Raw genomic sequence first — 20159 nt, forward strand, 5'->3', positions numbered from 1 at the left:
TGCTATGAGTAAGTCACCTATTTACGACCATATCGTTCTTGACGATCAATCAGCGACTCCAAAATACCAGCAGTTGGTTAACTGTATTATAAACGGGGTCCAGATGGGGTATATTAAAAAGGATGATATTCTTCCATCGCTGAATGACTTGAGTATTGAATTTGAAATTTCACGCGACACTGCCGAACGCGGATACAAGCACTTGAAGGACTTGGGAGTGATTGCGTCTGTTCCTGGGAAGGGCTATTTTATTAAAAACACAGAGATCAGTCAGCCGTTGAGGGTTTTTCTACTCTTCAATAAGCTGAGCCCTCACAAGAAGATAATATACGATTCCTTTGTAGCGGCCCTCGATCAACAAGCGGCTATTGATTTTTATATCTATGACAATAACTTTTCCTTTTTTAAGAAATTGTTGAGCAGCAAAAAAGATGGATACACGCATTATGTGATCATACCGCATTTTTTGGAAGGAGGAGAGAATGCCCACGAAGTCATCAATTTGATTGACAAAAACAAACTGATCCTGGTCGATAAACTCCAACCGGAGGTTACCGGCACGTTTGGCGCTGTCTATGAAAATTTTGAGAAAGACATTTTTGAGGCTTTGAACCAAGCCCTTCCTCAGTTGTCAAAATATCATACCATTAAGATCATCTTTCCTGAGTATTCCTATTTTCCAAAGGAAATCCTGAAAGGCTTTAGCAACTTCTGTGTTGCCTATGCCTTTAATCACAAAGTGGTTCATAATATACTGGATGAGCCTATTAACGCCGGGGAAGTGTTCATAAATTTAATGGAGGACGACCTGGTGAGGCTTATAGAAAAAATCATTACTACTCACCTTGTCGTCGGTAAAGACGTGGGTGTGATCTCTTATAATGAGACACCTGTAAAGAAGGTAATACTTGATGGGATCACGACTATATCGACGGATTTTAAAATGATTGGTGAAAAAGCGGCTGAACTGATATTGACAAATTCGAGAGCCCAAATAGAGGTTCCTTTTTACCTTAACCTGCGCCCTTCACTGTAGGAGAAGGAATTTTGAGGCCTTTAGCGTCCAAGTGAGGATACCATCTTCCACTAACGGATTGCCTATGCCCGTTATCAATTTTAATAGAAGACTATGCTATCAGTACAGTCCATGAGAGATCATCACACATCATGACAGTTATTTTCGCACACGTTTGCAATTTGTACTCTATATCAACTCAAACACTCACCACTTAAATCGAAAATGTTTATGAGTAAAAATTTTACATCTCAATGGAAAGGAGTATTTCTGTTGGCACTTCTGCTGGCAGCGATGCTTTGTTATCAACCAGCGCATGCTCAAGGTTCGCGGGTTTCCGGAAGGATTTCAGACGGTGCCGACGGATCGCCGATCCCTGGAGTGAACGTCATTGTCAAAGGAACATCGACGGGTTCTTCAACCGACGCGAATGGGAGTTTCGTGATAAACGTTGAAGACCCTAACGCTGTTCTTGTGTTTTCATTTATCGGGTATAGTACGCAAGAGATCCCCTTAAATGGAAAAAGTTCAGTCGACGTGGTAATGCAACCGGATACTCAGACCCTTGGCGAGGTCGTTGTTGTTGGTTATGGTTCACAAAGTCAACGCGAAGTCACTGGGTCTGTTCAGCAAGTGAAAGGGGATGAGTTCAAAGACATCCCGGTTTCGCAGATTACGCAGAAATTGCAAGGTCGACTCACGGGCGTTCAGATCAGTCAGAATACTGGTAAGCCCGGACAAGGTATGCAGGTGAGGATTCGTGGACAGATCTCATTGGTAGCTGGAAGTGACCCGCTCTATGTTGTGGATGGTTTTCCAATTGTTGGTGACATTAGCAATATTAACCCAGACGAGATTGAGAACATTTCAGTGCTGAAAGATGCAGCGTCTACTTCGCTCTATGGGTCAAGAGCTGCCAATGGTGTTGTAATGGTTACAACCAAGAAGGCTCAAGCTGGTAGGACGACTGTAGGCTTCAGTGCCTACTATGGAGTACAGCAAGTGCCACAAAAGGGTCGCCCTCAAGTAATGAATGGTCAGGAGTTCGCGCAGTTTAAAAAAGAATCGGCAGAAGATCTTGGCGTTACGCCAGATCCTGCATTTCAAAATCCGTCGCAATATGGAAAAGGCTATGATTGGTATGATGCCATGTTGCGCTCAGCGCCAATCCAGAACTATAGCGTGTCGTTGGCGTCGAGTAATGATAAAGCATCTGCCTCGGCGGTACTTGGTTATTTCAATCAGGACGGTGTTTTGTTAAACTCCAATTATAAGCGATACTCGTTGCGGGTCAATACTGAATATAAAGTCTCAGATAAGGTAAAAATAGGATTTAATGCAGCACCATTATTTTCTATTAATAATACCCCTAGTACAGATGGCGCGTTTTATGCTACAAACCAAAATTCAGCTGTACCCGGTGGTTTACTTAACAATGCTTTGCTTACATGGCCAATTCTACCGTACAAAAATGCGGATGGCACTGTGCCATTGACTGCATTTATTCCCGGAGTGAGCGCGTTCCCTACGCCGAACTGGTATCGATCACTGAACGATGTAACAAACAAAACACAAACGACACGACTGATCTCGAACGCATTTGTTCAGTTCGAACTACTGAAGGGTTTAACGTTTAAGACGAGTCTCAACGCAGATGTTGGAAATAGTAATTTCATAAACTTTAAGCCAACGACCGCATCTGAGGCGTTGTTTACACCTCCGCCGCCAACTATTTCGACTTCAATCCGCAACGAGACACGTTACTATTCGTGGTTGAATGAAAATACGCTTACCTACAAGACGTCATTCGGAGATCACAACCTTGAAATCCTGGGGGGATTTTCATCACAGCGTTATCGAATGGATTATACGCAAACCAGATGGACGGATTTTTCTGATGATCGCCTAAAAACCCTTCAAACTGCCACTAACATTGACCGGACACAAAGCCGGGACGACGTTCAGGAATGGAGCCTTCTTTCCTATTTCGCCCGCGCGAACTACAACTTCAAAGGTAAATATCTCTTTTCCGTTGCCTTACGCCGGGATGGTTCGTCTAGATTTGGTTCGGATAACAAGTGGGGTACTTTCCCTTCTGTCTCCGCAGGTTGGAATATCTCCGATGAAGCATTCATGAGTGGTGTGAAGCCGATCTCTGTGTTAAAGCTGAGAGCTAGCTATGGCACCGTCGGAAACAACAACATCGGTAACTATACGCAATACGCAACGGTCAGCACCACTACAAACGCGATTTTCGGGTCGACACTCGCCCCTGGAGCAAGTTTGACAACACTCGGTAATAAAAACCTTGGCTGGGAAACCACAAAGGCAGTTGATGTCGGGTTAGACGTTGGCTTGTTCAATGATCGAATCAGTTTTGTTTATGATTTCTATACAAAGAACACGAGTAACCTTCTTTACAGCGTCGCTGTTCCACAAGAATCGGGCTTCCAAAACTTCAATGGTAACATTGGTGAGCTCAAGTTCTGGGGTCATGAATTTACGATCAGCAGCAAGAATACCGTTGGTAAGGTAAAATGGAATACCGATTTCAATATCGCATTTAACGATAATAAAGTTGTTGCACTGTCGGCTGGAGTTGACAGGATCTACGGCGGTCAAAACGGTTATGCTACGTTGACTCAAGTAGGCCATAGAGTTGGTCAGTTTTGGGGTATGGTGCAGGATGGTGTGTACAAGAACCAAGCGGACTTTGATAGTTCACCTAAAGCGGCGGCTTCTCAAGTTGGGACGGTCAAGTTTAAAGATGTCAATGGAGACGGCGTAATTACCAATGGCGGTGATAAAGACGATAGAACATATATTGGAAACCCTTTCCCGACAGCTGTTTTTGGCCTCACGAACACGGTGCGGTATAGTAATTTTGACCTCACGGTTGTGCTCTCAGGTACACACGGCAACAGCGTTGCTGTCATGACCGATCAAGGTACAACCAACCTCGATGGTGTATTCAATGTGCTCAAAGAGGTTAAAGACAGATGGAGATCTCCGGAAAACCCGGGCGCCGGTAAGTACGGCAAGACGACTAGCGGTACAGCGAACGAGCGCGACTGGTTCCATACCAGATTCATCAGTGACGGATCCAATATCACGGTCAGAAACATCACGCTTGGATACAACGTTCCGCTCAAGAGGAATTTCATTAGTGGCGTAAGGCTCTATGCCAGTGTTCAGAACCTTTACAGGTTCACCAACTACAGAGGTCCTAATCCTGAAGCCAATGCTGCTACAGGCGGTGACCAGTCGGCGGTTAATGCTACCAATATGGGTTTTGACTGGGCAACGTTTCCGGTGCCTGTAACTTATACATTTGGTCTAAATGCATCATTCAAGTAATGCGATGATAACGAAAAACGAAAATCGATATGAAAAATAAAAATAGTTTTATACCCATTGTTCTTCTGATGTTTGGGTTAAGTTCGTGTAACGACTTCCTCGACGTACCCTCAGAAACCAACCTAACGTCGGCTACATTCTTCAGCTCCCAAACCGATTTTGAAAAGGCGGTTAACGGCGCATACATGCCTTTGCGCGGGCTTTATGCAAGTGGAGCCAACGCTGCCACAGGTTCGTGGCTAATGGGCGAAACGCATTCTGATAACACCCGCTATAAATACAGCCCAAATTATCGGGCAACGATTGATCAGGAGAATATTAATGACTTTATGGTGACCCCAACCAATACCGCTGTTCTCAATAAATGGCAAGGGTACTATTCGGTCATCGCGAGAGCAAATCAAATACTGGCCACTATTGACGGTGTAACCTTTGATGCTGCCAAGAAGAGTAATCTTAAAGGCCAAGCTTTGTTCTTGAGAGCCTTTTCTTACTTTGATCTCGTGCAGTATTTTGGAAAGATTCCGCTGCACCTTGTTCCTGCAACTTCACTCACGGATGTTTCCCTTCCGCTTTCAGAAGTCAATGATATCTATAATCAAATTATTGCAGACGCGACAGAGGCAGCTTCGCTGCTACCAGCAAAATCTGCCCAAGAAGCCGGACGCGCAACATCTGGAGCGGCGAAGACGCTGCTTGGGAATGTACATATCGTTTTGAAGAATTGGAGTGCGGCTGAGAGTGTTCTTAAGGAAGTGGTTAACTCCGCTGAGTATTCACTGGTGCCAAATTATGCCGATGTATTTTCAACAACCAATAAGAATAATTCTGAATCTGTATTTGAAATTCAATTTCGTCAGGGCACTGATGGCTATTCCAGTAACTTCATTTACGCATTCTTCCCGATGCCCATTTCAGCAACAGAATTGACCGCGACAATGGCGAAATATGGTGTAGCGCCTGCAGCACTTGCTTCGCTTACGCAGGAGGGGTATAACATACCTACTACCGATCTTATCGCTGATTATGAAGCAGGGGACGAGAGACTGGCGGCGTCTATTGGCACGGCAACGGCAAGTGGCGTTGACTATCCATTCATTCTGAAATACCTGCATCCACATACTACGGCCACTTTTACAGATGATAACTGGCCAGTATACCGCTATTCGGAAGTATTGTTGTTCCTGGCTGAAGCGCTGGATGAACAAGGCAAGTCCACGGAGGCCTTACCATACCTTAATGAGGTGAGAGATCGGGCGGGTCTGGATGATGTCATAAGCGCAGCAAACCTGCGTGATGTGATCTTCCATGAGAGACGTGTTGAGCTGGCTTTTGAAAACAAAAGATGGTTGGACTTGGCAAGAACTGGCCGGGCTGTTGATGTCATTTCAGCCTTTGGTGCGAAGGTGAAGGCAAATCCTCAGGGCTACTATTTTCCGGCTGGTCAACAACCTGTTCCCGCCTCATTCGCAACAATAGATTTGACATTCCCTTTACCGGCTGCTGAAGCACAATTAAGTCCTTACTTTTAGCCAACTAAATAAGTCAAGAAAAAGAGGCTGGTCAAACGGCCTCTTTTTCTTACTTTGAATTCATTCCAAATGTCGGCGTAAGCGTAAAGAAAACGCCGAAACTGGTGACTTACATAGGACGCACATTTAATTTAAACAACAATCATGGCAAGAATCCTCTTCGCTTTTTTGATCTCAACTACGCTGTTCCATCAGGTCGCGTGGGCTCAGCAAATTAATCCTGACCTTTTTAAGAAACCATGGAATGCGCAATGGATCACGGGTCCAGGCGTTCCGATCAATCGTTTCACGGCGTCATCCGATCTCACGCTGAAAGAATACGCAGTTGTCAAGTTTAGAAAGACCATCGAGCTGCAAGAGAAGCCGGCATCCTTTATCATTCATGTTTCCGGAGACAACCGATACAAACTATATGTCAATGGGAAACAAGTCTCGCAGGGACCTGCGCGTGGCGATTTGTATTTCTGGAATTTTGAAACCGTTGATATTGCAAGCAGTTTGAACACTGGAAGTAATGTCGTTTCTGCCGTGGTCTGGAATGATGGAAGACTAAAGCCTGAGGCTCAAATTAGCTATTTGACAGCATTCATCATTCAAGGGAATACAGAGAAGGAAGAGGTCTTAAATACAAACGACAGTTGGAAGACCATCAAAGACGAAAGTTATCAGCCCAAGTCCGTCCGCGTTCCGGGCTATTATGTTGCTGGCCCCGGGGAACTTGTTACAATGAGCAAGCACGTTAAAGGTTGGGGGGCATCTGGGTTCGACGACGGCAATTGGAGTAAGGCGCGCATCATCGCGCAGGGATTGGTAAAAAACGTTTCCATGAATTCTACCGGATGGATGCTTGTTCCATCGCCACTCCCCCAAATGGAAATGACCGTACAACGCCTCACTTCGACTCGAAAAGCAAGTGGTGTTCAAGTGCCAAATGGTTTTCCTGCAACGAAGACGAAAGTGACTATCCCGGCTAACACAAGAGCCACTATTTTGCTTGATCAAGGCTATCTTACAAATGCATACCCGACGGTTGCATTCAGTGGCGGCCGAAATGCAGGGATGTCGATTGCTTACGCTGAAGGTCTTTACATCCGAAAGAACGAGAATCTGAGTGGGTTTCGAGTGCCTTCGCTGCCGAAGGGCAATCGTAACGACGTTGAGGGCAAGGTGTTTATTGGCAAGGCGGACAGTGTTTTATCCGATGGCACAGCCAATCAAGAATATACGCCACTGTGGTGGAGAACCTATCGCTATGTGCAGTTGGTCATTGCTACAAAGGACGAGCCGTTGAGCATCGACGACGTATACGGCACGTTTACAGGATATCCCTTCGTAAACAACGCTAAGCTGGTAACCAAGAATGATGAAATGCAGAAGATGCTCGATATCGGGTGGAGAACCGCGCGTCTCTGCGCGTTTGAAACGTATATGGACTGTCCTTACTATGAGCAGTTGCAGTATATTGGAGACGCAAGGATCCAGGCGATGGTGTCGATATACAACGCGGGGGATGATCGCCTTGTCCGGCATGGTCTTACCCTCATGGATCACTCACGACTTGCCGAAGGCATTACCCTAAGCCGGTATCCTACAGACTTGAAACAGGAAATTCCAACATTTTCGCTGTGGTGGATCGCTATGCTTCATGACTACTACATGTACCGACCCGACAGCTTGTTCATTAAAGACAAGCTTCCGGGCGCGCGGCAGGTTTTGTCCTTTTTCGAACGATATCAACAAAGCGACGGATCTCTTAAACAAGTTCCATATTGGGTGTATACGGACTGGTCTCAAGGAAAAGGTTGGAACTTTGGAATGGCACCAATCGGTAGTAATGGCGAGTCTGCCGTGTTGGATCTAACATTGCTTTACACTTACCAGCTCGCCAGCGAATTGGAAGGTAATTTGGGATTGGACGATTTTTCACGACTTTACTCCCGCCGTGCTGACCTTCTGAAAAAAACAATCCAACAAAAATATTGGGATGAGACACGAGGTCTTTATGCTGATACCCAAACTAAGGACGCGTTCTCCCAACACGCAAATTCACTGGCTATTCTAACGGGTATTTCATCCGGGGAAAAAGCCACCGCGCTTGCCAACAAGATGTTAAATGATACGACACTTGCTCCGGCTTCGATCTATTTCAAATACTACTTGCATCAGGCATTAGTGAAAGCAGGTTTGGGCAATGACTACTTAAAGTGGTTGGACAAATGGCGCGAAAACATTTCGCTGGGAATGTCGACCTGGGCGGAAACGTCTGATGTCAATACATCACGTTCGGACTGCCATGCCTGGGGGTCAAGTCCGAACATCGAGTTTTTCCGAACGATACTCGGAATAGAAAGCGGTGCTCCTGGCTTTTCTAAGATAATGATCACCCCTCACCTTGGGACGATAGAAGACATCAGTGGAGAGATGCCGCATCCAAATGGCAAAATATCGGTGAAGTATAAACTTCAGAAAGGCGTGTGGCAGGCCGAAATAAATCTTCCACCAAATTCGGAAGGTACTTTCGTCTGGAAAGAGAAGAGCTACCCGTTAAAAGGCGGAGAAAACACTTTCAAATTGTGATGTGCAATTGATGCAGGTTGACTTGACTTAATTAGATACTATCAAAGTTTAAAGAATGAATAGAATAGGCAGAAGGGATTTTTTATCGCGATTGTCGCTTGCGACAGCCGCACTCTCGATACCGAATTACGCGCGTTCATCCTCTATCAAACCCGACGAGTTTGCCGAGGTTGAAACTAGCCATGGCCGGATCCGGGGGATCAGAAAGGGTGGACTCAGTATATTTAGAGGGATACCGTACGCTGGGAGAATATCCGGCGACAGACGTTTTCGCAGGCCAGCACCCCTTGAGCCTTGGAAAGGTGTGCGTGATGCCATTCAATTAGGTGCTCCCTCAATCCAGCCTCCCAATCAAACGCGCGGTGAGAATGAGCCTAGGCCTGCGGAAGATTGTCTCTTTTTGAACATTTGGACACCGGGTAATGATAATAAGAAACGTCCGGTAATGTTTTACAACCACGGTGGTGGTTTTGCAACGGGTTCTGGTGGTGCAGTCGACCAAGATGGATCTAATCTCGCGAGGTCGTTCGATGTGGTAGTCGTTGAAACCAATCATCGACTCGGAATCATGGGCTATCTCTATCTCGATGAAATAGCCGGTTCTGACTACACAGGCTCAGGCAATATGGGAATGCTCGACATTGTTGCTGGCTTAGCTTGGGTCAACAAGAATATTGCAGCTTTTGGCGGAGACCCTAACAACGTTATGATCTGGGGCGAATCTGGCGGGGGCGCTAAGACATCGTGCCTGTATGCTATGCCCGAAGCCGCGCCGTATTTTAATAAAGCGTCCATCGAAAGCGGACCTGGGGTAAGGATGATACCGCGAGAGGTAGCATCCGAGATGACGGCTATCGTTTTACAAGAGTTGAACATTTCTCCTAAAGACTGGCGAAAATTACTTGAGGTTCCGGTTGCTGACTTGCTGAGCATTCAACAAAAGATGCCACAGCTGTTGGCTACGCGCAACGGCGGACGGGTTGGCTTTGTGCCCGGGAGTTTTTCCCCGGTTGTAGATGGTATTGCTCTTCCCCATCACCCGTTCGATCCATCCGCACCAGAGATTTCGCGCAATAAACCGTTGATGACGGGCTGGAATGAAGATGAGTTTACATTTTTTGCAATGGCCTTCCGCGACACAGATGCATTAAAGTTGACAACGGACTTTGAGGCATTGCAGACCAAAATGCAAACGCAATTTGGTGCCGATACAAAGAGAATTATTGACACCTATCGGCAAACCCGACCAAAAGCCACCGCCGCTGACGTATGGATTGCAGTCACATCGATAAATATGATGGGGTTAGGTACGCTACAGATCGCCGAACGGAAGGTGCAACAAGGAGGAGCGCCTGTTTATCTTTATAATTTCGGTTACAAATCTGAGGCGAAAGTTCCTGGAACGGATTACGCGTTTGGAACTCCGCACGCCATGGATATAACCTTTAAGTTTAACAATGAAGTCCCTGGAGGCCAACCAGGATTTTTATCGGGAGGCAGACCTGAACGCTCTGATGTCTCTCATACCATGGCCGAAATGTGGGCAACTTTTGCCAGGACAGGAAAGCCGGGAGCCAAAAATGCTCCCGAGTGGCCGGCCTACAATTTAACAGACCGCCCTCTTATGCGCATTGATTCAAAATGTGAGGTGCTAAAAAACAGATTCCACGATGAGCTTGCCATGTGGAAATCGATCGGAAAATTGTGACGATGTTTCTTAATGCGATTCGATAAAATCGAGAGCATGCGAAGGGCCCTAGCCTTCGCCCTCCCGGTTCGTGTCTATTAGTTTTCTAAGTAATTCTCTTAAGGTTTCGATTTCCTTCGAAGTTAACTGCTGAAGCATCTTTTCTTCCACGGCATCTAAGTCCCGATTGCATGCGTCAAGGGTTTTCTTTCCCTTCGCGGTGAGTGCTATTCTCAAGATTCTCTTATGAGCCGGGTCAGTCGTTTTCTTTAATAGTTTCTTTTTCTCCAGGATGGCCACGAGCTCATTCATACTTTGCGGCGTCATAAAAAAACGCCTGCTCAATTGGGCTGACGACAGGTCACCTTCATCGTAATCAACAAAATATAACACGGTATATTGGATTGGCGTCAATTCATATTTGGCCAGTGCTTTCACCATCCGACTATAGCCGTCAATCTCTGCTCGTTTGACCAGATATAACATCCGGGGTGTTGTTGATTTTGGTTTAATCATGGGGTTGTTATTTGGTTTAAATATCAGGAAACCTTATATTCGTTTTGTCAATTAAAAATTTGGTCTAAGCATGAATGAGCAGCCAGGGATTTTCGAGCAAAAAACTCCATCCTTACGGTATTCTTGGTATGTCGTAGGGTTGCTCACGCTTGCAAATATCTCATCTTTTTTGGATCGACAAATACTTGCTTTGCTCGTGGCCCCGATAAAGCGCGATCTTCACCTTAGCGATACGGAAGTTAGCCTATTGATGGGGTTGAGTTTTGCCATGTTTTATACAGTTTTTGGTATTGTCATTGGCCGCCTTGCCGACCGGGCTAACCGGCGAAATATCATTATAACAGGAATAGCCCTCTGGAGTCTATTGACGGCTTTGTGTGCAGGGGTGAAGACGTATTCTCAGTTCTTTTTTGCGCGTATGGGTGTGGGGGTGGGGGAGGCGACGCTTTCGCCGTCGGCATATTCCATCATTACCGACTACTTCCCTAGGCGGAAGTTGGCCGTAGCCATGAGCGTGTTCACCATGGGGATTTTTCTGGGCTCCGGTCTCGCCCTCGCTATTGGGGCAGCCTTAGTCGCCAAACTTCCTACCACCGGAATGCTGGACGTACCGGTGTTGGGCAGCATTTATCCCTGGCAGAAGTTGTTCCTAATGATTGGCCTTCCCGGGCTCATTATTTCACTTTTGGTCTTCACCATCAGGGAGCCGATCAGGAAGGACGTGATGAAAAAGGATGGAGGAAGGACGAGGCTGTCGCTCAGGGAATCATTGCGTATTGTATTTCAACACCCGAAAACATTCTTAAGTATTTGCGTCGGCACAGCCTTTACGGCGTTTGCCAGTTATGGAACTACGGCCTGGGTTCCCACCTATTTCAACCGAACCTTTGGATGGGCTGTGCCAAAAGCCGGACTTAGCTTTGGACTTGTGCTATTGGCAGCGTCGGTATCGGGTATACTTTGGGGCGGATGGTATGCGGATAGATTGATAAAAAAAGGAATTCAAAATGGTCGTATTCGGGTGGGTATCATCGCGGCCGCAGGCATTTTAGTAAGTTTCTTTATTCCGCTGGTTAGCAGTCCAAACCTTGTGTTGGTCTTGCTTTTTGTGCCTGCTTTTTTTATGGCGTCACCCATGGGCGCCAGTGCGACGGCCGTTCAGGAATTAATGCCAAACCAGGTAAGAGCACTTTCTTCGGCAATTTTCCTTTTCTCGATCAACATGATTGGACTCGGCCTTGGCCCTTATTTAGTGGCATTCTTTACTGACTCAGTCTTTAAGGATGAAATGGCGATCAGGTTTTCATTGGTGGCATTGTTTATCGTGGGTGGTTCCGTATCCCTTCTTTTTTATTTGCTGGGGTACAATGACTATAACAAAATAATGGAACAGCGCCGGGAAACGGAGAGGATACCCGTGAATGGAGGATGAATGTGAGGCGAACGGCTTCGGAGAAATACGATGATCTCAATAGATACATATTTGTTGCCGCTAGTGAGAGAAAGAAGGAAAGTGTAACGATTCATTTTTACAAAGTTTTATAATACCCGTAGAGTTATGATCACAGAAAAAAACCTGGCTGAGAAACCTCCTATTCAAACAGAAGTGAAGGAGGAAATATTGTTGATCCGTTTGAGTCGGCCCCATAAGAGAAATGCATTAAACGATGCATGTATGGGATCCTTGGACGAGGTTTTGTCCAATCCGCCGTCGGAAGCCAAGTGCGCGATCATATACGCAGAGGGCAAGCATTTTTGCTCGGGGATGGACCTATCTGAATTGAGTGCACAAAAAGATCTACTGGAAGGGTTAAAACATTCCAGGATGTGGCACAGGATATTGGATAGAATCCAGTTTGGGTCAATTCCGGTTATTGCGGTTCTCAACGGCGCAGTATTGGGAGGTGGACTGGAACTCGCGAGCGCTGCGCATATACGGGTGGCTGAGAAATCAACTTTCTATGGATTGCCGGAGGGGCAACGCGGGATTTTTGTCGGTGGCGGGGGATCAGTGCGGATTCCTAAATTAATTGGCTTGCCTCGCGTGATGGATATGATGATGACAGGACGTGTGTACAATGCGGAAGACGGGATGGCCATCGGTTTGTCTCAATATCTGGTTGAAAATGAAACCGGCCTGACGCAAGGAATTGAACTGGCAAAGAAGATAATTTCCAATGCTGAGGCGACAAACTATTCCTTCATTCACATACTGCCTCGCATTGTAGATTCCGGCCAGGAGCAGGGCTTAATGATGGAATCTCTAATTGCTACGCTTACGAAAAACATGCCCGAGGCCAAGGATCGTCTGAAACTCTTCCTTGATGGAAACGCAAAAAAAGTAGGGGGGCTGGGAGGTTGATTACGCGTGGTCTACATACTGCCAGTTTTAGAAAGATAAACACCATCACGGTGGATATCAAAAAACAAAGCCGGAAGGATAATACAACGGTTTTGTATTCTGCTATTCCACTCGAGCCCCACCCGTATCGACTCACGGAAAGGCTGGAGCACTGGGCCATGAATGCCCCCGGGAGAATTTTTATCGGGAAAAAAAATGCTTCCGGTGGATGGGATACCCTTACCTATCGTGAGACCTTTTCCAAGGTTAAAAGCATTTCTCAGGCTATCTTGGAAAGGAAGATCTCCGCGTCGCGACCCATTGCTATTCTGAGCGAGAATAGTATCGAACATGCTTTGATAGCTTTGGCCGCCCTTCATGTGGGCGTACCCTATTCCCCAATTGCACCAGCGTACTCGTTGCGATCAACTGATTTTGAAAAACTCAAATACGTCGTCACCCTGCTAACGCCAGGGATGTTTTTCGTAAGCGACGGCATAAAATACGAGAAGGCGCTCAGGGCGGTGGCAAATGACGTTGAAGTGGTAAGCCCTGTTAAGCCCAACGGCAGTTTTACTTTTACCGCCTTTGACGAATTGCTTAGCACAAAGCCGACACCGGAGGTTGAAGCGGCAAATGCAGCGATACAGCCTGACACCGTTGCAAAAATACTATTTACTTCGGGCTCAACCGGCTTGCCCAAAGGCGTCATCAATACACACGAAAATATTAGCACCAACTGGCAACAGATTACGCAGACCTTTCCTTTCCTGGAGGAAGAAGGGCTGGAGTTCATTGATTGGCTTCCATGGAACCACACCTTTGGGGGCAACCATAACTTCGGGATGACCTTGTACAACGGAGGCTCTCTATACATTGATGACGGAAATCCAACGCCTCAGGGGATTGCTACTTCGGTGGCAAACTTGAAGGAACGACGGCCCACGATCTACTTCAACGTACCCAAGGGCTTCGAAGATCTGATACCGTATTTTAGAAATGACGCCCAACTGCGCAACCAGTTCTTTAGCAACCTGAAAATGTTGTTCTATGCGGGCGCCGGAATGCCCCAACATGTCTGGGAGGCTTGGGAAGAATTGGCTGTGGATACCGTGGGGGAGAAGATAATGATTAGCTCCGGTCTTGGAAGTACGGAGACTTGCCCCTCGGCCTTGTTTTCAAGTGAACCTGGTGGTTTTGCCGGTTTATTGGGCGTGCCCGTTCCCGGGCTTGAGGTAAAACTTGTGGCCGATGGAGCTAAGATGGAAGCGCGATACAGAGGCAAAAACGTTTTTCCGGGCTATTGGAAACAACCCGAATTAACGGCTAAGGTATTCGATGAAGAGGGGTTTTATCGCACAGGGGACGCGTTGCTTTTCGTGGACGAAATGGACCCTAACAAGGGGATGATCTTTAATGGACGAATCGCTGAGGATTTTAAGTTAAATACCGGCACATGGGTCCATGTAGGGGGATTACGTTCGCAGATGATCGCGGCAGGCCGCGGCCTTATACAGGATGTTGTGATCACCGGTCACGACAGTGAATTTATCGCTGCGATTGTTTTTATCGGAATGGATTACGGGCGAAAAATTTCTGGTTTGGGGAATCATGGTTCATTGCAAGATTTGGTGGCGCATCCATCATTGAGACAAAAACTGGAAGAGGTTCTCAACGAGGTGGCGCTCGGAAGTACAGGCAGTGCAACGTTAATCAAGCGGGCCATGTTCGCTGACTTTTATCTTTCTATCGATAAGGGAGAGATAACCGACAAAGGCTCCATTAATCAGCGATTGATCATTCAAAATCACCCCGACGCTGTTGAACAATTGTATGCAAAACATATTGGAAATAACATTATCGAAGTAAAGAAATAGATACGTATGGATATTTCTCAAACATCAGCTATCGTAACCGGTGGTGCATCCGGTCTGGGAGCAGCTACCGCCAGAGCACTGGCAAGCGCGGGAGCAAAAGTTGCTGTACTGGACATGAACGTGCCGCAGTCGAGACAAGTAGCCGAGGAGATTGGTGGCCTTGCGATAGAATGCGACGTCACCGATGAAGAAGGTGCGAGCAAAGCTTTTGAAATTATTCGGGCAAAACACGGTGTTGCCCGGGTGCTTGTTAACTGCGCCGGCATTGGTACGTCTGGCAGAATTGTTGGAAAAAAAGGGCCGATGCCGCTGGCTGATTTTTCGAAGGTTATCAACATCAACCTCATCGGCAGTTTTAATATGATGCGCCTTGCCGCGGCGGAAATGATTCCCACCGAGCCTTTACAAGATGGAGAACGCGGAGTTATTATCTCAACAGTTTCTGCCGCAGCCTATGAAGGACAAATAGGGCAAGCCGCATACGCTGCATCGAAAGGCGGTATTGTTAGCCTGACATTGCCCGCAGCGCGTGAGTTTGCCCAATTTGGCATCCGTGTAAATGCCATCGCCCCGGGGTTGTTCTTGACGCCCTTGATGAACGAGTTGTCTGAGGAAGCCAAACAGAACCTGGGCGCAGCTATACCATTTCCAAAACGGTTGGGAGGTGCTGATGAGTTTGCCAAACTTGTTTTGCACATCATTTCTAATCGATACATCAATGGCGAGGTCATACGAATTGACGGCGCTTTGAGAATGCAGGCGAAGTAGCGAATCACTTTGGACGTCAGGTTTAAATAAAATGGAAATCAAAATGAAAGGTATTCTTTCCGTATTGCTCATCGCAGCTGGCGTTTTATGCAGCATCGCCCAGGATGCCGGAATAAAAACGGTAACAGGTACTATAAATGGGGCATCCTATACAATACTTTTTCCCGCCAACTGGAAGGGTAAACTGGCCATGTATGCCCACGGCTATGAGTTTTCCGGTTCGGCCCCGCGGCAAAGTGAGAACCCGGAATTTAAGGATCGAATGAAAGTGTTTTTAGAGCGTGGCTTTGCCGTAGCCGCTTCTGACTATTCCAAGCAAGGTTTTGCTATTGTGGAAGGGGTTAATGATACGGAGGCATTGCGTCAATACTTTATCAAAACCTATGGAAAGCCTGACACTACTTTCATGATTGGACACTCCATGGGCGGTGGCGTTACATTGGCCACCATGGAGAATTTCGGTAGTCATTACCATGGTGCGCTCCCGTTATGTCCTTTGTCAAGCAGGCCCTATCTCCAGTGCAGGAAGGAATTCGATATGTATGCCACCTTCAATGGGCTTTTCCCAGGTATAATACCTTCGCTGGCTGACATTTTTGATTTAGCCAAAGCTAAGCCGTCAACACCTAACGCGGAGATGATGTCAAAGGTGATGGCCATTAGGAAAGCGATCGTTGAAAAGGATTCAATCGGAGGCGTAGCCTTTGCAAGGCGTTTTGATTTAAAGTTTGATGATCTTCCGTTCTCATTATTTTTTAACGAGAACGTATTGAGGGACATTGCCCGGCAGGCTCAGGGCAATCCTTTTGATAATACCAACACGGTATACAGCGGATTTTCTGATAACCTGGAGGTAAACAAAAAAGCCGAGCGCTTGGTGGCGACCGTCAGCCCGGAAGCCTTGTTCGGCAAATACGACCGGACAGGAAATATTGACAAGCCGGTCCTGCTTATGCATACCCTTTATGACCAGCTCATACCACCAACCTACGGCGTAGTCAACTATGAAAACATGATTCATCAAAAAGGAAAGGATCGGTATTTCATAGTCAAGTACACCAATGGGCAAGGACACTGCGCTTTTACGCCAGAACACACCGGTCAGGCATTTGACGAATTGAGGAACTGGGTAAAGACCGGGAAGAAGTCCAAACCAGGAATAATACAATGAGGTAGAACCAGATGAACTCTTCAACAAAATAGAGCTTATGATTGACCTTGCAAATATTGTTGCCATTGACGTTCACACGCATGCTGAGGTGAGTTGCCGTCAGCCTCACGACAACTACAGGCCGGAGTTTGATGAAGCCTTTGCTAAATTCTTCAAATCGTCTCATCGACCTACCATCCAGGAAACGTGCGACTATTATCGCACGCTCAAGATGGCCTTTGTGATGTTCACCATCGATGCTGAATTTGAATTGGGGAGAAAAAGAATACCCAATGAAGAAGTAGCTGAGGAGGCTATGAAAAATTCGGATGTCATGATCCCTTTTGCCAGTATAGACCCACACAAGGGTAGAATGGGGGCACGTGAAGCGAAGCGGTTGATCGACGACTTCGGCGTAAAGGGGTTCAAATTTCACCCGACGGTGCAAGGCTTTTATCCCAACGATAAAATGGCATATCATCTCTACGAAGTTATAGCAGGAGCTGGGTTGCCCATGTTATTTCATAGCGGTCATTCTGGTTTTGGCAGTGGCGTTCGTGGCGGTGGTGGTTTACGATTGGAATATTCCAACCCCATTCACCTGGACGACGTTGCCATCGACTTTCCCGATGTCCCCATTATCATTGCGCATCCTTCCTGGCCTTGGCAAGATGAAGCCCTGAGCGTTGCCATGCACAAACCCAATGTATACATCGATTTGAGTGGATGGAGTCCGAAGTATTTTCCACCTCAACTCGTTCAGTACGCCAACACACAACTGAAAAATAGAATGCTATTCGGGACTGACTTTCCCTTGATCACCCCCGAGCGCTGGCTAAAGGATTTTGAAAGTGCGGGGTTTAAGGAAGAAGTGAAGTCGCTGATCTTGAAAGAGAACGCAATCACTTTATTAAAACTGAAGTAAACTCGGAATGGACTTGAACAAGGTTGACGTCGGGATAATTGGAGCCGGACCTGCGGGACTGACATTAGCATTGTTACTAAATCGGGAAGGTTTAAAACCTGTGGTCATTGAGTCCAAAACCAGGAGCTACGTTGAGTCGCGGGTTCGGGCCGGTTTGCTTGAACAAAACACGGTAAACCTTTTCGATGAATTAGGAGTTGCTGATCGTTTAAAAAGGGAGGGGTTGGTTCATCACGGGGTTTATTTGTCTTTTAATGGGGAGCGAATTCGGATTCCATTTGATGAGCGTCCAGAGGGTCGGTGTATCACCATCTATGGTCAGCAGGAGGTCACAAAAGACCTGATCCAAGCCTGCATTGAACGGGGTATTGAAATCTATTTTGAATCTGAGGCGCGACAAGTGCTTTTTCAACCGGATAAGGTATCCTCCATTTTGTATTCGAATAATGGTGAACTACGCAACCTGCGCTGTGATTTTGTCGCCGGGTGTGACGGCTACCATGGGATTGCAAGAACGTTTCTTTCAAAAGGCTCCTATAGGGAATTCAAAAAAGAATACGCCTTCAGTTGGCTTGGGATCCTGGCAAATGCTAAACCAGCAACCGACGAATTGATTTATTCTTATCACGACAGGGGTTTTGCACTGCATAGCCTAAGGAGTATGTCCATAAGCAGGCTTTATCTTCAAGTTTCCAACGACGATAAACTAGAAAATTGGAGCGACGATCGTATCTGGGAAGAATTGTCCGTTCGGCTGGCAACAAAAGATTTTAAGATAAACACCGGTCCGATCACAGAGAAGACGATAACACCCATGCGGAGTTTTATGATTGATAATTTGCAATCTGGACGTCTATTTCTCGCGGGAGATGCAGCTCACATCGTTCCTCCAACGGGCGGAAAAGGCTTAAACCTCGCTGTGGCAGATGTTAAAATATTGGCTGAACGCTTCATCCAATTCTATAGAACCAGGAAAGAGAATGTATTGGCTGACTACTCGGCATGCGCTCTGGCAAGAGTATGGAGAGCGCAGGACTTCAGTAATTTCATGACCGCATTGTTCCACAAGCAGTCCGAGCACGGATCTTTTGAATACCACCTCCAGAAGTCAAAATTTGATTATTTGAAGATCTCGAAGGCCTATACGTTTAGCTTGGCAGAAAACTATGTTGGACTTGCGGAAATATAGAACAAATAAAATAGCGAACTCTTGAAAGAGTATATGACATATCAGCAAACACAAATGACTTTTCTAAAAGTCAACGGCCTTGTATTGCATTATCAGCACATTCGGACGCGATCAAATAGTCAGCGTGGAAATCGCACATTTTTGTTTATCAATTCGCTTGGCACTGACTTTCGAATCTGGACCGATGTAGTAGACATACTGACAGAATTTGGTGATATCGTTCTATTTGACAAACGTGGACACGGATTAAGCAGTACGGCCCCTTCCCAATCTACGCTTGATGATTTTGCGGACGATGCAGAGGCACTATTAAACCACCTCTCGATTTCTAAATGTATCGCCATTGGATTGTCTGTCGGCGGAATGATTGCCCAGATCCTGGCCTGTCGGCGACCGTCCAAGTTTGAAAAACTAATTCTTTGTGACACCTGTCACAAGATCGGAAATGTTCAGATATGGAATGACCGGATTAAGGCGGTGAAAGGTCATGGATTTTCTTCCATTTCGGGTAGCGTAATGCAGAGGTGGTTTTCGGAATCATTTCACAAAACCAACCCCGAGACTGTTGCTGGCTATAGAAATATGCTGGAGCGAACATCAAAATCTGGATACATTCAAACGTGCGAGGCCATTCGGGATGCGAACCTCGCCGAGGTTGCGAGGCAAATAAAGGTAGCGACGCTCTGTGTTGTGGGGTCGGAGGATAAATCAACTACACCAGATGATGTGAAAAGCCTGGTTGAACTAATACGGGGTGCCAAGTTCCAGGTGATCGAGGGTTCAGCCCATATTCCCTGCGTGGATAACCCCTATAAGTTAAGCAGAGCCATTATTGACTTCATAAACGATAAGCTATGAGCAACGAGGATTTATACAATAAAGGAATGGAAACGCGAAGGAGCGTTCTCGGGAATGAACACGTCGACAAAGCGGAGGCAGCGAAAACTGGCTTCGACCAAGACTTTCAAGAATTCATAACAAATGCAGCCTGGGGTTCTGTCTGGGGTCGCCCTGGATTAACCAAGCGGGAGCGGAGTTTAATTACAATCGCTTTAATGGCGGCGCTCGGCCATGAGGAGGAACTTGCCCTTCACCTGCGGGCGACAAAGAATACAGGCGCAACGACAGCCGACGTAAAAGAGGTCTTGCTCCACACTGCAATCTATGCAGGCGTTCCATCGGCGAATAAAGCCATTAAAATTGCTAAGGAAATACTGAAGTGATT

At 46.5% G+C, this 20159-nt stretch carries 15 protein-coding genes; 14 read left to right on the forward strand and 1 reads right to left on the reverse strand.

The annotated features are described in order from the left end of the window. The first annotated feature begins 4 nt into the window (after positions 1 to 4). The 5 genes from BUB30_RS19935 to BUB30_RS19955 all read left to right on the forward strand — a co-directional run bounded on the left by BUB30_RS19935 (position 5) and on the right by BUB30_RS19955 (position 10189). Positions 5 to 1036, forward strand: a complete 1032-nt coding sequence (locus BUB30_RS19935; protein WP_073137508.1) for a GntR family transcriptional regulator — start codon at positions 5 to 7, stop codon at positions 1034 to 1036. A 210-nt stretch (positions 1037 to 1246) separates the two neighbouring features. Then, entirely contained in the window at positions 1247 to 4372 is a 3126-nt protein-coding gene (locus BUB30_RS19940; protein ID WP_221408757.1) for a SusC/RagA family TonB-linked outer membrane protein, read from the forward strand. A gap of 29 nt (positions 4373 to 4401) precedes the next feature. After that, positions 4402 to 5904, forward strand: coding sequence for a RagB/SusD family nutrient uptake outer membrane protein (locus BUB30_RS19945; RefSeq protein WP_073137510.1), 1503 nt, complete (start codon positions 4402 to 4404; stop codon positions 5902 to 5904). Between the two features lie 144 nt (positions 5905 to 6048). Next, positions 6049 to 8481 (forward strand): alpha-L-rhamnosidase-related protein, encoded by a 2433-nt coding sequence (locus tag BUB30_RS19950; RefSeq protein WP_073137512.1) that lies wholly within the window; start codon positions 6049 to 6051, stop codon positions 8479 to 8481. Positions 8482 to 8536: 55 nt separating this feature from the next. Further along, a complete protein-coding gene (locus BUB30_RS19955; RefSeq protein ID WP_073137514.1) occupies positions 8537 to 10189 on the forward strand; it encodes a carboxylesterase/lipase family protein in 1653 nt (550 codons plus the stop codon). Between the two features lie 48 nt (positions 10190 to 10237). Here the strand turns inward: BUB30_RS19955 and BUB30_RS19960 are convergent, their stop codons facing one another. Next, positions 10238 to 10684, reverse strand: a complete 447-nt coding sequence (locus tag BUB30_RS19960; RefSeq protein WP_073137516.1) for a MarR family winged helix-turn-helix transcriptional regulator — start codon at positions 10682 to 10684, stop codon at positions 10238 to 10240. A 70-nt stretch (positions 10685 to 10754) separates the two neighbouring features. Between BUB30_RS19960 and BUB30_RS19965 the strand changes: the two genes are divergently transcribed. The 9 genes from BUB30_RS19965 to pcaC all read left to right on the forward strand — a co-directional run bounded on the left by BUB30_RS19965 (position 10755) and on the right by pcaC (position 20157). Then, positions 10755 to 12116 carry a spinster family MFS transporter gene (locus tag BUB30_RS19965; RefSeq protein WP_073137518.1) on the forward strand — a complete coding sequence of 454 codons (1362 nt, stop codon included), beginning with the start codon at positions 10755 to 10757 and terminating at the stop codon, positions 12114 to 12116. Positions 12117 to 12242: 126 nt separating this feature from the next. Beyond that, the gene (locus BUB30_RS19970; protein WP_073137520.1) at positions 12243 to 13046 is read left to right on the forward strand and encodes a crotonase/enoyl-CoA hydratase family protein; all 804 of its coding nucleotides are present in this window, start codon (positions 12243 to 12245) and stop codon (positions 13044 to 13046) included. A gap of 50 nt (positions 13047 to 13096) precedes the next feature. Continuing rightward, on the forward strand, positions 13097 to 14902 hold the full coding sequence (locus tag BUB30_RS19975; RefSeq protein WP_245804138.1) for a feruloyl-CoA synthase: 1806 nt from the start codon (positions 13097 to 13099) through the stop codon (positions 14900 to 14902). A 6-nt stretch (positions 14903 to 14908) separates the two neighbouring features. Then, positions 14909 to 15670 carry an SDR family NAD(P)-dependent oxidoreductase gene (locus BUB30_RS19980; protein ID WP_073137522.1) on the forward strand — a complete coding sequence of 254 codons (762 nt, stop codon included), beginning with the start codon at positions 14909 to 14911 and terminating at the stop codon, positions 15668 to 15670. A 43-nt stretch (positions 15671 to 15713) separates the two neighbouring features. After that, complete coding sequence (locus BUB30_RS19985) at positions 15714 to 16841, forward strand: alpha/beta hydrolase family protein (protein ID WP_073139489.1); 1128 nt, start codon at positions 15714 to 15716, stop codon at positions 16839 to 16841. A gap of 37 nt (positions 16842 to 16878) precedes the next feature. Next, entirely contained in the window at positions 16879 to 17745 is an 867-nt protein-coding gene (locus tag BUB30_RS19990) for an amidohydrolase family protein (protein ID WP_073137524.1), read from the forward strand. Between the two features lie 7 nt (positions 17746 to 17752). Next, positions 17753 to 18934, forward strand: a complete 1182-nt coding sequence (locus tag BUB30_RS19995) for a 4-hydroxybenzoate 3-monooxygenase (RefSeq protein WP_073137526.1) — start codon at positions 17753 to 17755, stop codon at positions 18932 to 18934. Between the two features lie 21 nt (positions 18935 to 18955). Continuing rightward, on the forward strand, positions 18956 to 19792 hold the full coding sequence (gene pcaD, locus BUB30_RS20000) for a 3-oxoadipate enol-lactonase (RefSeq protein WP_221408758.1): 837 nt from the start codon (positions 18956 to 18958) through the stop codon (positions 19790 to 19792). Then, positions 19789 to 20157, forward strand: a complete 369-nt coding sequence (pcaC, locus tag BUB30_RS20005; protein ID WP_073137530.1) for a 4-carboxymuconolactone decarboxylase — start codon at positions 19789 to 19791, stop codon at positions 20155 to 20157. The genes pcaD and pcaC overlap by 4 nt, the downstream gene beginning before the upstream one ends. Positions 20158 to 20159: the final 2 nt, after the last annotated feature.

Source organism: Chryseolinea serpens (assembly GCF_900129725.1).
Taxonomy (GTDB): Bacteria; Bacteroidota; Bacteroidia; order Cytophagales; family Cyclobacteriaceae; genus Chryseolinea; species Chryseolinea serpens.